Origin of the sequence: Rothia sp. HMSC062H08, assembly GCF_001810775.1 — a bacterium.
In the GTDB taxonomy this organism is placed as follows: domain Bacteria; phylum Actinomycetota; class Actinomycetes; order Actinomycetales; family Micrococcaceae; genus Rothia.
This window is the reverse complement of record NZ_KV802665.1, coordinates 375,810-390,961: the sequence shown is the minus strand read 5'-3', so window position 1 is coordinate 390,961 and position 15,152 is coordinate 375,810. Positions and strand designations below refer to the sequence as shown.

General features: G+C 57.1%; 12 protein-coding genes. 8 read left to right on the top strand and 4 right to left on the bottom strand.

Going from position 1 to position 15,152, the window contains the following annotated elements; genetic code table 11:
- Positions 1-154 precede the first annotated feature (154 nt).
- Both HMPREF2765_RS04220 and HMPREF2765_RS04215 read right to left on the bottom strand, forming a co-directional pair.
- Positions 155-895 (bottom strand): DsbA family oxidoreductase, encoded by a 741-nt coding sequence (locus tag HMPREF2765_RS04220; protein ID WP_070593380.1) that lies wholly within the window; start codon positions 893-895, stop codon positions 155-157.
- Between the two features lie 192 nt (positions 896-1,087).
- A complete protein-coding gene (locus HMPREF2765_RS04215) occupies positions 1,088-2,215 on the bottom strand; it encodes a polysaccharide deacetylase family protein (RefSeq protein ID WP_049350112.1) in 1,128 nt (375 codons plus the stop codon).
- 177 nt (positions 2,216-2,392) lie between these two features.
- Here HMPREF2765_RS04215 and HMPREF2765_RS04210 point away from each other — a divergent pair, with 177 nt between their 5' ends.
- The 5 genes from HMPREF2765_RS04210 to nrdF all read left to right on the top strand — a co-directional run bounded on the left by HMPREF2765_RS04210 (position 2,393) and on the right by nrdF (position 8,384).
- Positions 2,393-3,502: an App1 family protein gene (locus HMPREF2765_RS04210; RefSeq protein ID WP_049350113.1), complete on the top strand. Its 1,110-nt coding sequence runs from the start codon at positions 2,393-2,395 to the stop codon at positions 3,500-3,502.
- A gap of 774 nt (positions 3,503-4,276) precedes the next feature.
- Positions 4,277-4,501, top strand: coding sequence for a glutaredoxin-like protein NrdH (nrdH, locus tag HMPREF2765_RS04205; RefSeq protein ID WP_005505794.1), 225 nt, complete (start codon positions 4,277-4,279; stop codon positions 4,499-4,501).
- A gap of 74 nt (positions 4,502-4,575) precedes the next feature.
- Complete coding sequence (gene nrdI, locus HMPREF2765_RS04200; protein WP_049342045.1) at positions 4,576-5,106, top strand: class Ib ribonucleoside-diphosphate reductase assembly flavoprotein NrdI; 531 nt, start codon at positions 4,576-4,578, stop codon at positions 5,104-5,106.
- Complete coding sequence (nrdE, locus tag HMPREF2765_RS04195; protein ID WP_049342044.1) at positions 5,079-7,259, top strand: class 1b ribonucleoside-diphosphate reductase subunit alpha; 2,181 nt, start codon at positions 5,079-5,081, stop codon at positions 7,257-7,259. Before nrdI ends, nrdE begins: the two co-directional genes overlap by 28 nt.
- Positions 7,260-7,406: 147 nt before the next feature.
- Positions 7,407-8,384, top strand: coding sequence for a class 1b ribonucleoside-diphosphate reductase subunit beta (nrdF, locus tag HMPREF2765_RS04190; protein WP_049358354.1), 978 nt, complete (start codon positions 7,407-7,409; stop codon positions 8,382-8,384).
- Between the two features lie 256 nt (positions 8,385-8,640).
- Here the strand turns inward: nrdF and HMPREF2765_RS09180 are convergent, their stop codons facing one another.
- Both HMPREF2765_RS09180 and HMPREF2765_RS04180 read right to left on the bottom strand, forming a co-directional pair.
- Positions 8,641-9,117: a hypothetical protein gene (locus tag HMPREF2765_RS09180; protein ID WP_141749083.1), complete on the bottom strand. Its 477-nt coding sequence runs from the start codon at positions 9,115-9,117 to the stop codon at positions 8,641-8,643.
- 13 nt (positions 9,118-9,130) lie between these two features.
- Positions 9,131-9,445: a hypothetical protein gene (locus HMPREF2765_RS04180; protein ID WP_070604370.1), complete on the bottom strand. Its 315-nt coding sequence runs from the start codon at positions 9,443-9,445 to the stop codon at positions 9,131-9,133.
- A gap of 583 nt (positions 9,446-10,028) precedes the next feature.
- On the opposite strand from HMPREF2765_RS04180, the gene HMPREF2765_RS04175 reads away from it, so the two are divergent.
- The 3 genes from HMPREF2765_RS04175 to HMPREF2765_RS04165 all read left to right on the top strand — a co-directional run bounded on the left by HMPREF2765_RS04175 (position 10,029) and on the right by HMPREF2765_RS04165 (position 15,151).
- Positions 10,029-11,072, top strand: coding sequence for a zinc-dependent alcohol dehydrogenase family protein (locus tag HMPREF2765_RS04175; RefSeq protein ID WP_049358353.1), 1,044 nt, complete (start codon positions 10,029-10,031; stop codon positions 11,070-11,072).
- A 233-nt stretch (positions 11,073-11,305) separates the two neighbouring features.
- Positions 11,306-13,018: a formate--tetrahydrofolate ligase gene (locus tag HMPREF2765_RS04170; protein WP_005508799.1), complete on the top strand. Its 1,713-nt coding sequence runs from the start codon at positions 11,306-11,308 to the stop codon at positions 13,016-13,018.
- Positions 13,019-14,377: 1,359 nt separating this feature from the next.
- Complete coding sequence (locus tag HMPREF2765_RS04165; RefSeq protein WP_049356807.1) at positions 14,378-15,151, top strand: MBL fold metallo-hydrolase; 774 nt, start codon at positions 14,378-14,380, stop codon at positions 15,149-15,151.
- The last annotated feature ends 1 nt before the right edge of the window (position 15,152 follow it).

The window sequence follows — 15,152 nt, the reverse complement described above, 5'->3', positions numbered from 1 at the left end:
AAAAGCCTCCTGTTTCTTGGACTTTATTTTCGTTGTCCAAGAAACGGGAGGCAGTTCAATAGTACGAGGGGGCTTCGCTATACCTGGGGCTGTATTAGCCGGGGGCGCTAGGGGAGTAGCACCCCCGCCGGGGTAGCTCTCGCCAGAGCCGCCGCTAGGAGCAGTTGCCGTTCACATCGCAGGACGGACCCGCCTCCGCAGCATTGTTACCTGCTGCGTCACCAGCCGCGCCCGCCAGCGGGTTCAGGAACTCAACCTGATGAGTCTGCTCCCACACCTGACGCAGCGCCTGCACCAGCGCCTCCGCAGGCTGCGCACCATTCACCGCCCACTTCGACTCAATCAAGAAGAACGGCACACCATTAATGCCCAGCTGGTGCGCCAACTGCTCATCAGCGCGCACATCCACCGCGTAACGGTCGCTCTTCAACACCGCCTCAACCTCGGCGGTATCCAAACCAATCTCAGAGGCGATATCCAGAATCGACTCGTGATCCTGCACCGAACGGCCCTGCGTGAAGTACGCCTTCTTAAACGCCTCCTGCGCCGCCGATGCCAAACCCTGCTCCGCCGCATAGTGAATCACACGGTGCGCATCAAACGTGTTACCGTAGCGTGCCTGCCGCCAATTGAAATCCAAACCCACCTCGCGGGCACGCTCCGCTATCGACTCCTGGCTCGCAATCGCCTGCTCCAACGGCATCTGATACTTGCCAGCAATCATCTCAGGCAACGAACCTGCCGGATGCTCCGTAGCCGACGGGTCCAGCTCAAAACTATGCCACACCACCTCAACCTCGTCACGGTGCTCAAACTCGGCGAGCGCCAGCTCCAGGTTACGCTTGCCCACGTAGCAGAAGGGGCACACAATATCGGACCAAATATCAATACGCATGGTGTCTATTCCTCTCACACTCGGATGGGGCAACTGCCGCAACTGTACGCTCACCTAACACCCCGGTTGCCGCGCTTATTCCCCAGCGTTTATTCCCGCGTGTTTATTCTCGCCGGGTACGGCAAAGCCCCCTCGTACCGGTCCGTAGGGGAACCGGGTCAAGGGGGCTTAGCATACGCGAAATACGCGACCCTATCGGCGGGCAGCCGCCGGTGCGGTCGTGGCAGTAGCCGCGGGAGCAGTCGTAGCCGCAGGTGCGGCGGTAGCACGAGCCGGCGGAGCCGTAGTGGTTGCCGCCGGAGCGGTTGTAGCCTGCTGGCTTGCCGCTGCCTCATCCTCATAGCGGGTAGTCGGCGCCTGAGTCGGAGCCTCAGTAGTCGGCTCCTGGGTAGGGGCCGGTGCCTCCGTAGTCGCCTCGGGGGAGGGGGTGTTCTCCTCCGGGGTGGGGGTCGGCGAAGGAGCCGCCGCCTTAATCTCTTCCTCGGATGCGTCACCGTAGTAGTCACGAACCGTCACCGCAGTCAGGCCGCGGTCATCGAGCAGGCCCTTCACCTTATCCAGAATCGGGATGATCGTCTCGTAGTTCAGGTGACCCAGCACAATCTGCTGCGGCAACATGTAGCGGATACAACGCATGTAAATCACACGGGAGCTGGTCTTCGCCTCGTCGCCGGTAGTGCCGTTCCACATGACCGGGCGGGTAAAACCAATCTCACCGGCAGCCTTCAGCACCGCATCGTTGTAGCGGCCGTACGGCGGGCGGAAGTACGGCTTCGACGAGACACCGAACATGCTCATAATCTCGTCTTCGTTACGCTGCAGCTCTTCCTTCACACCCTCAGCATCCAGGGTGGTCAGGTCAGCGTGGTTGTACGTGTGGTTCGCAACCTGAATCTGGCCGCTCTGAACCAGCGGACGCAGCAACGACACATGCTCCTTAAAACCGGTGTACGAAGCGTTAATGAAGAACGTCAGGCGAGTATTCGTACGCTTCGAGAACTCAGCGTAGCCGCGAATCGCCTCCGGGCTTGCGCCGTCATCAACAGTCCACGCAACATACTTGCCGTCACCAATGAGGGAGTTGCCGATGCCGGGCCATTCGCGCGGCTTATCAACCGGGTTGCCAGCAGCGGCAACCGTCGGCGAATTCGTGGGTGCGGGGCGAGTAGCAGTAGCAGAGGTCTCGCCGCCAGCCTGATACGGAGTGAAATTACCGCTGGTGCCGTCGTAGTCATTCGACTTCTTCGAGCAGGCAGCAATCAGCGGAAGCATAGCAGTGCCGAGCACAAAAAGTCGGCGGTTAGGCTGTGAGTGGGTCATACTCTCCAGGATAACGCCCCCACCTGCAAGGAACGAATCTGAACAGCGAATACACCCTAAATAATGTGCACATCACACCCCGCGCTCAGCACCACAGTATTAATAGGTATAAAAACTAGGTATAAGAACACAAAATCCTAAAGCCGCAAGCCGGTAACGCTCCGCTACACTAGTGGGATGGAGAATTTGGGCACTCACGAACTGCGCAACCTTGTGAACGATGCTGCCGACGAGGCTGTCAACATCGGCTACCGTGTTGCAGACCGGCTGCACAGGTGGCGCGAAAAGCGTGCCATCGCTGCCGGTCGCGAGCCTATCCTCGTGCCCACCGAAGGCTACGGCCGCGCCGCCTCCGACGGAACCCCCGGCTGGGTCCGCGTTATCGCCCGCGCCCTTTACAAGACGGTCAACCTCGAACGCCTCCTGCAGGTCGTCGACGGCACCCAAGACACCGCCAACCCCATGCGCGGCTGGCGCTCCTTCACCGCAACCGCAATGTCCGATGCGCCCGTCACCATCGTCATCGACGGCACCAAGCACGAGGCGTACACCGACCGCGGCGGCGTGCTCGACGTCAAACTCAGCATCGACCTGGAACCCGGCATACACGAAGTCATCATGTACGTGCCCGGTTCCCGCGCCGTAGCAACCAGCGTCTATATCGTTCCCGAAAGCCAGAAGCTCGGCGTCATCATGGACGTCGACGACACCGTCATGGTCACCATGCTGCCGCGCCCCATGGTTGCCGCCTGGAACTCCTTCATCCTCGACGAGCACGCACGTATCCCCACCCCCGGCATGGCGGTCATGACCGACCGTATCCGCCGCAGCCACCCGAATGCGCCGTTCATGTACCTGTCCACCGGCGCCTGGAACATCACCCCGACCCTGCGCCGTTTCCTCAGCCGCAACGGCTACCCGCGCGGCACGTTCCTGCTCACCGACTGGGGCCCCACCCCGGACCGCTGGTTCCGCTCCGGAACCAACCATAAGGTCGAGTCCCTGCGCCGCCTCGCCGAGGAATTCCCGCAAATGAAGTGGATCCTCGTCGGTGACGACGGGCAGCGCGACCCGTACATCTACAACGGCTTCGCGGTACGCTACCCGGACAACGTCGCGGCAATCGTCATCCGCAACCTGACGGTGGGGGAGACCATGCTCGCCTCCGGCCGAGTCTGGAGTGACTACCGTGCCGAACAGATGATGCGCTCGCCGCTGTGGATTGAAGCCACCGACGGCGTAACGCTGAGTAAGAAACTGCGTGAGCTGGGCCTGATCGATTTCTAGCCGGTTACTGCTCGCCGGTTGCTAAAATCTGTGCCTATAGCCTGTAAACCCACCGCAAATACCGCGAAATGCCGGTATATGCGGTGGGTTTTGGTGTTTCAGCGGAATTAACCAACTTAAACCCACGACACACCGGCTGCTGAAAAAGAGTTAAAAATCTTTTCTACAGCCTTAATCACATAGCTTAAACCCGCTCGAAGGGGGTTAACCCCCGCCTTTAAGAAAGTCCGTTCTGCTTTAAAACCGCGCCGTTCCGCGCAAGAACGGGTGAGAGCGGAAATCTCTTTAAAATCAAGCCCGAATCTGCCGGGTTTTATGCCCCCAAACGCATACATGAGGTTAACTGAACCTCAACTCAGCGGGCGAATGAACCCTTAAAAATCCTGACCAACTTAAACCCCACCTGTGGATAACCCGGCACACCCCGCGAAAATACGGCGAACTAGCCCCGCGGCAGGGTGTGGATAAGCTGTAGACACCCCCTCTTAAGTGGGTTCAACTGTGGGTTTATCGAACGAAACACGACCCTCGCACCACATCATCTTGTGGTGCAGAAAAATCTCGACACTAGATGTAGTATTAATACTCGGTTCCACCACTACGGCACTTTTAGGCGCCCTGCCCCAGAGCAGGAAACCGCCACGCCCCACTAGGAGGGGGCAGTGGACGGCACAGCGCCCGCCGTAAATAACACGTGGTGAACCACCGACGAAACACGCCAGATTCATTCACGAGATAAGCCCGCCCGAGCGGGAGAAAGTAAGAGGCACTCCCATGGTAGTGACCGTGTACACCAAGCCCCAGTGCGTCCAGTGCAACATGACCTACCGCGCCCTCGACGCGAAGGGTATCAGCTACACCAAGGTTGATATCACCGAAGACGCTCAGGCCCTCGAAATGGTCAAGTCCCTCGGCTACATGCAGGCACCCGTCGTCATCGCAGGCGACGAGCACTGGTCCGGCTTCCAGCCCGACAAGATCAACGCTCTGGCAGCGTAACAACCCTGCCGAAACCCGTACAAACGGAAAATCGGCACGGAACCACACCGGCCCACGAGAATAAGGAGTACAGATTGAGTACCGCCCTCACGCCCAACCCCGTCGACGAGCACGCAGAAATCCGCAAGATTCTTATGGATGCACGCAATGCTTCCGAGGGTCGAGCGACCGAGGACGAACTGGACGATACAGCGCCACTCATCGTGTACTTCTCCTCCATCTCCGGTAACACCCACAAGTTCGTGGAGAAGATCCGTGCCCGCCGCCTCCGCCTGCCGCTGCGCACCGGCGAAGACACCCTCATTCTTGATGAGCCGTTCGTGCTCATCGTCCCCACCTACGGCAAGCCCGAAGGCGCCGGTAACGTTCCCCCGCAGGTGGTTAAATTCCTGAACGTGGAGCAGAATCGCCACCACATACTCGGTGTGATTGGCTCCGGCAACACCAACTTTGGTCCGCTCTTCGGTATCGCGGCAGACATTGTCGCCAAGAAGTGCGATGTGCCCGTGCTCTTCAAATTTGAGCTCATGGGCACCGATTCAGATGTAGAAAAAGTCAACGAAGGATTGGAAGCATTTTGGACGCAAAACTGCCCTCAGCACTAGAAACTCTCGGTGCGAGCCACAACGGCAAGAGCGTGCCCGAGAAGTTCAAGGGTATGAGCTACCACGAGCTGAACGCACTGCTGAACCTCTACGATGAGAACGGCCAGATTCAGTTCGATGCAGACCGCCAGGCGGCACGACAGTACTTCCTGCAGCACGTCAACAACAACACCGTCTTCTTCCACGACCTGGAAGAGAAGATTGAGTACCTGATTGAGAACCAGTACTACGAGCCGGAACTCTTCGACAAGTACAACTTCCAGTTCATCAAGAACCTGTTCAAGCGCGCCTACGCCGTGAAGTTCCGCTTCCCGACCTTCCTGGGTGCCTTCAAGTTCTACACCTCCTACGCGCTCAAGACCTTCGACGGTCAGCGCTACCTGGAGCGTTTCGAAGACCGCGTCTGCATGGTCGCACTGCTGCTGGCAGAAGGCAACGAGAAGCTCGCCGAAGACATCGTCGACGAGATCATCTCCGGCCGTTTCCAGCCGGCAACCCCGACCTTCCTCAACGCAGGTAAGAAGCAGCGCGGCGAGCTCGTCTCCTGCTTCCTGCTGCGCATGGAAGACAACATGGAGTCCATCGGCCGCTCCATCAACTCTGCACTGCAGCTCTCCAAGCGCGGCGGCGGCGTGGCATTCGCCCTGACCAACCTGCGCGAGTCCGGTGCGCCCATTAAGAAGATTGAGAACCAGTCCTCGGGCGTTATCCCCGTCATGAAGCTGCTGGAAGACGCCTTCTCCTACGCAAACCAGCTCGGCGCACGTCAGGGTGCCGGTGCCGTGTACCTGCACGCACACCACCCCGACATCTACGCCTTCCTGGACACCAAGCGTGAGAACGCTGACGAGAAGATCCGCATCAAGACCCTCTCCCTGGGCGTTGTCATCCCCGACATCACCTTCGAGCTGGCGAAGAAGAACGAGGACATGTACCTCTTCTCCCCGTACGATGTGGAACGCATCTACGGCGTGCCCTTCTCCGACATCAACGTCTCCGAGAAGTACTACGAAATGGTCGACGATGCACGCATCACCAAGACCAAGATCAACGCGCGTGAGTTCTTCCAGACCATCGCAGAGATCCAGTTCGAGTCCGGCTACCCGTACGTGATGTTCGAAGACACCGTCAACCGCGCGAACCCCATCGCCGGTAAGGTCATCATGTCCAACCTGTGCTCCGAGATCCTGCAGGTTTCTGAGCCGTCCACCTACCACGCTGACCTCGGCTACGAGACCGTCGGTAAGGACATCTCCTGCAACCTCGGTTCGCTGAACATTGCACTGACCATGGACGGCGACGACTTCGGCAAGACCGTGGAAACCGCGATTCGTTCGCTGACCTCCGTCTCCGACCAGTCTGACATCCGCTCCGTACCCTCCATCGAGCGCGGCAACAACATGAGCCACGCCGTGGGTCTGGGCCAGATGAACCTGCACGGCTACCTGGCACGCGAGCACGTCTACTACGGTTCCGAAGAAGCACTGGACTTCACCAACATGTACTTCTACACCGTCGCCTACCACGCAATCCGCGCCTCCATGCAGATTGCTAAGGAACGCGGTCAGCGTTTCGAGGGCTTCGAGAACTCGAAGTACGCATCTGGTGAGTTCTTCGCAAAGTACATTGAGAAGGAATGGGCACCGCAGACCGAGCGTACCCGCGAACTGTTCGCTAAGCACCACATCCCCACCCGTGAAGAGTGGATTCAGCTGGCTGCTGACGTGGCACAGTACGGCATGTACAACCAGAACCTGCAGGCTGTTCCGCCGACCGGCTCCATCTCCTACATCAACGGTTCGACCTCTTCGATTCACCCGATCGCTTCGAAGATTGAGATCCGCAAGGAAGGCAAGCTCGGCCGCGTCTACTACCCGGCACCGTACATGACCAACGAGAACCTGGAGTACTACCAGGACTCCTACGAAATTGGTTACGAGAAGATCATCGACACCTACGCTGTGGCCACCCAGCACGTGGACCAGGGCCTGTCGCTGACCCTCTTCTTCCGCGATACCGCAACCACCCGCGATATCAACCGCGCCCAGATTTACGCATGGCGTAAGGGCATCAAGACCATCTACTACATCCGTCTGCGTCAGATGGCTCTTGAGGGTACCGAGGTTGAAGGCTGCGTATCCTGCATGCTCTAGACCGAATGCTGTGACGCATTCAGCCTGAGCTGGCACACTATAACTAAAGACTGGAAGGGGCGGTTACGGTAAACACGCAAACCGCCTGCGCGACTGGCTGGCCGCGCGTGGCACCGTAACCGCCCCTTAAGAATCGGAGAATTACTAATGAGCGAAAAGGTGAAGCTCGTCGACCACGTGGTCGAGGCTATCAACTGGAACCGTATTGAGGACGAGAAGGACCTTGAGGTTTGGGATCGTCTGACCGGTAACTTCTGGCTGCCGGAAAAGGTGCCGCTGAGCAACGACGTGCCCTCCTGGAAGACCCTGACCGAAGAAGAGAAGCAGCTGACCATGCGCGTCTTCACCGGTCTGACCCTGCTGGACACCATCCAGGGTACTGTCGGTGCCGTGTCCCTGCTGCCGGACGCTGTGACCGCGCATGAAGAGGCCGTGTACACCAACATTGCGTTCATGGAGTCCGTGCACGCAAAGTCGTACTCCTCGATCTTCTCGACCCTCGCCTCCACCAAGGAGATTGACGAGGCGTTCCGCTGGGCTTCTGAGAATGAGCACCTGCAGAAGAAGGCGAAGATCGTTCTGTCCTACTACATCGGTGACGACCCGCTGAAGAAGAAGGTTGCCTCCACTCTGCTGGAGTCCTTCCTGTTCTACTCGGGCTTCTACCTGCCCATGTACTGGTCTTCGCACGCGAAGCTGACCAACACCGCTGACCTGATCCGTCTGATTATTCGTGACGAGGCAGTGCACGGCTACTACATTGGCTACAAGTTCCAGCGCGGCCTGGCGAAGGAATCCCCGGAGCGTCAGGCAGAGCTGAAGGAGTACACCTTCAACCTGCTGTACGAGCTGTACGAGAACGAGGTGGCGTACACCCACTCCCTGTACGACGGTGTGGGTTGGAGTGAGGACGTTAAGAAGTTCCTGCACTACAACGCTAACAAGGCTCTGATGAACCTGGGCTACGAGCCGATGTTCCCGGCGACCGTGACTAACGTGTCCCCGGCAATCCTCTCGGCACTGTCCCCGAACGCTGATGAGAACCACGACTTCTTCTCCGGTTCCGGCTCTTCCTACGTCATTGGTAAGGCCGTGAACACTGAGGACGAGGACTGGGACTTCTAATAATCTCTTATAACAAGGGTGTCAGGTGAACATTTCAGATGTTATCTGACACCCTTGTTGGTTCTCCTCTCCGGGGAGGACAAACCATGAAAATTAGCCTATTTAGCGTGACAATAAGTATATGTGATGCTAAATCTTGGATTCAGACTTTGAATAACGAGTTGATAATTCAATGGCTGACTACGGTATAGCATAAAGGGGCCCCGTCACTATTAATAATGATAGAAACGGGCCCCCTTTATTTAAGCGTATTTAGTTATCTAATAGACTTTGGCTTCCACCTAAGTCCTTCCTCGGAAAGAGCAACGTCCACGATTCGCGCAGCCTTATCATAAGCATCAGCAGCATCGATAATAACTTCTCCAGGAAGAGAACCATATCTAGCATCGATTGAGGCGCGGTGTAATTGGTTATATGCCAACGCCTCTGACGGATATAGAGCTTGGATAACTTGATTTTGACCAATACCGCGACCGCTATTATGCCGTCCACTGTGGTGGGTAGCATATCTTGAATCTTGAACAAGACCAGGCATATGGACAAGGCGCATAATCTCTTCGTTGCTCTTGTCTAAGATTGGATCAGTTAGTATTGCAAACCGCATCGCATGGTATGCAGCATAAAAAGCACAAATCTGCGCAACAACTTGGTCGCTAACCTTGTACTTATTAGCTTTCCGCAGAAAGATATTTGCTTTATGACGGTGTTCTTGCAAATTAGGCTGGCTGTTCATATATAAGTAAGCCTTATGCCATCGCGTAGGTTTTACTCTTGGAGCTATGGTTTGAAGCAGCAAATACTGGTGAGTCAGCTACGAAAAATCGCAAGTCAAGCATAGTCTCACCAATATAGAGGGGTACAATCTCGTCGATGTACTTTTGGAAAATCTTTTCCATGGCCTCGTTAGATTGTTCCCACAAAGCAACATAGATGACAGCCTGCTCCAATGCAGGGGTATATTCGACAAAGAGTTTTTGAAGGTTTTCCTTACCGAAATAATCAACGCAGAGCTCACCGAGAGTAGTGACAAGTGCTTCGGATTCCGAGAGTTTGTCGGTCATCTAGCCGGTCTCCTTTCTTGGTATCTCAACGTCACTCCACACACTATGCTGTACTCTCCGAACTAACTTTCAGTGTTCGAGTTCCGTTGTCTCTTAGTAACTGTAACCTACCATAGGCTTACCTTGAGTCATCTCAGGTTACACCACCGAGACCCGATAATCCTCATTTTATTGCCGAGATTACTTTTATGTCCTACCCCTGGCAGGCAGACTTATAGCTTAACATGCACGATACGACTACCCTCTTCAACAACTACATGGAACGGGGATTCTAGTCTGAGGCATACTCAGCTTTAGCTCTGCTGTGGTTGCTAAACGTTGAGGCATCTTAACGTTGCGACCCCGTGTTTTCTGGATGGATACCCATCTGGAAGGTGCGGGGGGGGCGCCGTTTAACCGGGTGCGGAAGCGGGGGAGAGGCCGCGGAGAAGCAGGGGAGTGGGAGCAGTTTTTCTGGTTCCTTTCTGGTTCCGGTTGTCGGAATTTTTACCTTCACCCCGTAGCATAAAAAATTATTGATATATCGGGGTGCGGGGCGTAGTCTGATACGACTAACCATCAACGCAGATTTGAAAGGAACATCATGCGTTCAGTTGTTATGGAAGCCCCCGGCAAGGTCGTCGTCAACGAAGTTGAGAAGCCGACCCTGCTCGAACCCACCGACGCCATCATCAAGCTCGCAGCATCCTGCATCTGCGGCTCCGACCTGTGGCCCTACCGCGGCGCACAGCCCGTTGACCACCGGGCAATGGGCCACGAATACATCGGCGAAGTCGTCGAAGTAGGCTCCGAGGTCACCACCGTAGCCCCCGGCGACTTCGTCGTAGGCTCCTTCTGCATCTCCTGCGGCGAATGCGAAACCTGCACCGCAGGCTACCCCTCCCGCTGCCTCAAGGCAATCGCAGCAGGCGATGCCTTCATTGGCGCACGCTCCAACGGCACCCAGGCAGAATACGCCCGCGTACCCTTCGCAGACGGCACCCTCGTCAAGACCCCCGCAACCCCCACCGCAGAGCAGATCCCGCACCTGATGGCGGCATCCGACGTGCTCGGCACCGGCTGGTACGCAGCAGACGCAGCGCAGGCAGGCCCCGGCAAGACCATCGTCGTTGTTGGCGACGGTGCAGTCGGCCTGAGCGCAGTTATCGGCGCTAAGCAGCTCGGCGCGGAGAAGATCATCATCATGTCCCGCAACCCCGAACGTCAGGCGCTCGCTAAGGCATTCGGCGCAACCCACATCGTGGAAGAGCGCGGCGAAGAGGGCATCGCCAAGGTCATGGAGCTCACCGACGGCGTGGGCGCACACGGCGTCGCGGAGGCTGTCGGCACCCAGCAGTCCTTCGACCAGGCTCTCGGCTGCGTACGCCACGGTGGCTACATCGGCTTCGTGGGCGTGCCGCACGACAGCTCCATCGGCACCGATAAGCTCTTCGGCAAGCAGGTTCACCTGGAGGGTGGCCCCGCCCCCGTGCGCAAGTACCTGCCGACCCTCATCGAGCTGATTTACAAGGGCGAAATTGAGCCCGGCCGCGTCTTCGACATGGTTCTGCCCATTGACGAGGCGGCTAAGGGTTACGAGGCAATGGACCAGCGTACCGCTACCAAGGTTCTGCTGACCATGCCGTAATAGCCGGTCGTATCGCCGGTTCCTATACCGGTTCCTATACCAGTATTCCGGCGCGTATGCGCTACTGATCCCCGCACCGACCCTGTCGCTCCACGTGAGCGGAGGTCACCGGTTGCGGGGATTAGTGCGTTAAAAATTGGGTTTATTTGCCACCTTCCGGCGAGGTGAGGGACAAATGAGTGAGCCAAGGCATAGAATAAAAGAGCATGATTCGTACAACTCGAAGGATGACAATGACGAAGAAGCCTTTCCCTTCCGACCTCGAAATCGCACTTGCCGCCGATCTTTGGCCTATTAACAAGATCGCAGCAGACAACGGCATCAGCGAAGATCGCCTTGAACCCTACGGCAAGTATGTCGCTAAGGTCCTCCTCGACGAAACCACCAACGCAGAGACCGCCCGCAAGCGCGGCTCCAAGTACATCGTGGTTACCGCAGTCACCCCCACCCCGCTCGGTGAAGGTAAGACCGCAACCTCCGTCTCCCTCGCACAGGGCTTCGCCCAGACCGGCCGCAAGGCAATCCTGGCTCTGCGTCAGCCCGCAATGGGCCCGACCTTCGGCATCAAGGGCGGCGCAGCAGGCGGCGGCTACTCCCAGATTGTTCCCATGGAGAAGCTGAACCTGCACCTGACCGGCGACTTCCACGCCGTCACCGCAGCGCACAACCTGCTTGCCGCCATGATCGACAACCACCTGCACCACGGCAACGAGCTGCGCATCGACCCGCGCGCAATCGAGTGGCGCCGCGTTATCGACATGAACGACCGCTCCCTGCGCAACATCGTCGTGGGCCTGGGCGAACGCATGGACGGCGTGGTCCGCGAGACCGGTTTCGACATCACCAGCGCCTCCGAAATCATGGTGATTCTCTCGCTGGCAACCTCCTTCAAGGACCTCCGCGAGCGCCTGGCCAAGATCGTGATTGGCCTGAACTATGACGGCGAGCCCGTCACCGCGGCCGACCTGAAGGCTGACGGCGCAATGTCCGTGATTCTGGCAGACGCAATCAACCCGAACCTGCTGCAGACCCTGGAGCACACCCCCGCACTGATTCACGCGGGCCCCTTCGGCAACATCGCAACCGGTAACTCCTCCGTGGTCGCCGACTACGTTGGTCTGGAGTACTCCGACTACGTGATTACCGAGGCTGGCTTCGGTGCCGATATGGGTGCGGAGCGTTTCTTCAACGTCAAGTGCCGCGTCTCCGGCCTGAAGCCGGACGCAGCAGTGCTCGTCGTAACAGTGCGCTCCCTGAAGTCCCACTCCGGCCTGTACAAGATCGTTCCGGGCAAGCCCCTGCCCGAAGGCATGCTGCAGGAAAGCCCCTCCGACGTGGAGAAGGGCGCAGAGAACCTGAAGAAGCACATCGAGATTGTGCGCAACTTCGGTGTTCAGCCGGTCGTGGCAATCAACGCCTTCCCGACCGACTTCGAGTCCGAGCACGAGACCATCCGCCGTATCGCTGAGGAAGCTGGCGCTCGCGTCGCTATCCACCGCGGTGTGGCTGAGGGTGGTAAGGGCACCACCGACCTGGCAGACGTGGTTGCTGAGGCATGTGACGACGTTTCGGATCTGAAGTACACCTACGATCTTGAGGACTCCATCGAGACCAAGATCGAGAAGGTCGCGACCAAGGTCTACGGCGCGGACGGCATCTCCATCGCTCCCGCCGCCGCTAAGCAGCTGAAGCGTTTCGCTGAGCTGGGCTACTCGCACCTGCCCGTGGTTATCGCGAAGACCCACTTGTCCATCTCTTCGGATGCAACTCTGAAGGGCGCACCGACCGGCTGGACTCTGCCCGTGCGCGAGGTTCGCCTGGCTGCAGGTGCTGGCTACGTCTACGCTATCTGCGGCACCATGCGCACTATGCCGGGTCTGAGCAAGAGCCCCGCAGCTGAGCGCATCGGCTTCGACGAGAACGGCGTGATGGTCGGCCTGTCCTAAGGGCTTGTCCTAAGGTGACTGTGCCAGCTGATCTATAGCTAGTGGAGGCGGCGCTCCTTCCCCACAGCGGAGGAGGGGTGCCGCCTTTGCTGTGCCCTATGGTGCTTTTGTGGGGTGCTCTGCCCCAGATACATGGAAGCATGAGGGGTGAATACGAGGTGCGCAACGCTTGAGGGCGAGGGAGCTCTTGAAAACAGAGTGAAACCAGACTGCAACCAAGCTGAAACCTGGCTACAACCAGACTGCAACCAGGGGGAGTGAAGGATCCTGAAACCCCTGGTGGAGGGGTCTTTCAACCTTTCATTGAGGCTTCTAGGGCGCCTGTTTTGAGGGTGGAATTGGTACTTGCTAGTTAATAATTGGGCTCTATGTATGCTTGAAGGTCAGGTTTTATTAAACAATCTGTAGAGGTTGATTTTTTAGTGACACACTGTCTTGCATTTTGTGAAAATATGGCATTGACTAGGTATTTTGATTTTTGAAAGGGGTTTTAGTGGGTGCACTCAGTGAACCTGAAGGCGGGGCTGCTGTTATCGTTTTGTTATAAAAGCTCTACTTTAGGGGGTGCCTAATGGGTCTAAACAGACCAATTAATTTTTCCTTCAAGTGTATATCCGTACACTTTTTGAACGGTGAGCGGTACATTTTTTCCTGTTCATGAAGTTGCAAGTACTTGAAGATACTTTTACCTTAACCCTCTACTTCCGCGGAATACCGGGGTAAAACCGGGTATTGAGCCTTTAGGATTACCGACTGTGAAGCTTAGGTTAAAGGTGCACTGAAGTGCCAAATGAGGGAAAATCTGAAATTATTTTGGGTGAAATAAGTCACATCAAAACTCGAAAAAAATGAAATTGGTACGTATGGATACCCTAAAAAACACCTGTTTTTATTACAGAATGATTACAATGAGGTGTGGGTCACTAAATCTGGCTCTCCGTACCAAATGGGGTGGTAAAACAGCCCCCAAAAAGTTCGCTACTATTGAGTCATCAAGTAATCGTGAGATTTCTAAAGTCCTCGGGTTGCTTGTGTTTGAGTGAGTGATAGATACCCCTGGGTGTCATGAGAAGCGACTGTGTATCGATGCGCAGTCGCTTCTCTGTTTAACTTTTGAATTTCAGTGGACTTTTGAATTTCGCTGTTTGAATTTCGCTGAACCCTCAGCCGGGCGGGATCCAGCCGGAACCTAATCCGCGCTGAACCCAATCCGTACCGAGCGTGCTCCAGAATCTATTCCCTGTGCATCCCGCACAGGCAACCCGTACATGTATCCCGCGCGGTCAATGCCGAATGCGCTGATAGGGGAGCGAACCGCATAGGCGCATGCTGTGCGGTCACAACCCCTACACTGGAACTATGACTACTTACCCCGAACCCACCCTCATCTTTGAGAACCCCGAACTGACCGTCCGTGCGTTCAGTGTCTCCGAGATGGACAACAGCGTCTACCTCATCACCATGCGCGCCACCGGCGAGCAGGTACTCATCGACCCCGCAGACGATGCAGAAGAACTCTATGCTTTCACTCTCGATGCGCTCCTGAAGGACTGCCCGCAGCTCGAACTGGCAGACGGCGAAGAACGCCGCGTGCGCGTCATGGAGAAGGAAGAGGATTTCAACTCCATCAGGCCCCGCGCAATCGGTCTGACCGGCATTCTGGTCACCCACGGCCACTGGGACCACATCCGCGCTATTAAGGAGCTCGACCACCTCACCGGTGCCGTGACCTCCGCGGGTGCAGCTGATGCAGCCGCTATTAAGGAGCAGGAAGACTACACCGTCGAAGAAGAACTGACCGGCGGCGAAAGCTTCGACTTCTACCTCTCTGACACCGTCATCCGCGCCCTGCACGTGCCCGGCCACACCCCCGGATCCATCGTCTACACCCTCAAAACCACCTGGGAAGACGGCACTCCCGCAACCCTGCTGTTCACCGGCGACGCCCTCTTCCCTGGCGGCGTGGGCAAGACCGACTCCCCGCAGCAGTTCGGTGAGCTCTTCTCCAACGTGCTTGAAAAGCTCTTCGGTGGCTTCGACGATGATGCCATCGTGCTGCCCGGCCACGGCCGCTCCACCACCCTCGGCGACGAGCGCCCCCACCTGGAAGAGTGGGGAACCCGCGGCTGGTAAA

Excerpts from the sequence above, each read along its gene's own strand:
- HMPREF2765_RS04220 (WP_070593380.1), bottom strand. The coding sequence starts at position 895 with ATGCGTATTGATATTTGGTCCGATATTGTGTGCCCCTTCTGCTACGTG.
- HMPREF2765_RS04215 (WP_049350112.1), bottom strand. The coding sequence starts at position 2,215 with ATGACCCACTCACAGCCTAACCGCCGACTTTTTGTGCTCGGCACTGCT.
- HMPREF2765_RS04210 (WP_049350113.1), top strand. The coding sequence starts at position 2,393 with ATGGAGAATTTGGGCACTCACGAACTGCGCAACCTTGTGAACGATGCT.
- nrdH (WP_005505794.1), top strand. The coding sequence starts at position 4,277 with ATGGTAGTGACCGTGTACACCAAGCCCCAGTGCGTCCAGTGCAACATG.
- nrdF (WP_049358354.1), top strand. The coding sequence starts at position 7,407 with ATGAGCGAAAAGGTGAAGCTCGTCGACCACGTGGTCGAGGCTATCAAC.
- HMPREF2765_RS09180 (WP_141749083.1), bottom strand. The coding sequence starts at position 9,117 with ATGAACAGCCAGCCTAATTTGCAAGAACACCGTCATAAAGCAAATATC.
- HMPREF2765_RS04180 (WP_070604370.1), bottom strand. The coding sequence starts at position 9,445 with ATGACCGACAAACTCTCGGAATCCGAAGCACTTGTCACTACTCTCGGT.
- HMPREF2765_RS04175 (WP_049358353.1), top strand. The coding sequence starts at position 10,029 with ATGCGTTCAGTTGTTATGGAAGCCCCCGGCAAGGTCGTCGTCAACGAA.
- HMPREF2765_RS04170 (WP_005508799.1), top strand. The coding sequence starts at position 11,306 with ATGACGAAGAAGCCTTTCCCTTCCGACCTCGAAATCGCACTTGCCGCC.
- HMPREF2765_RS04165 (WP_049356807.1), top strand. The coding sequence starts at position 14,378 with ATGACTACTTACCCCGAACCCACCCTCATCTTTGAGAACCCCGAACTG.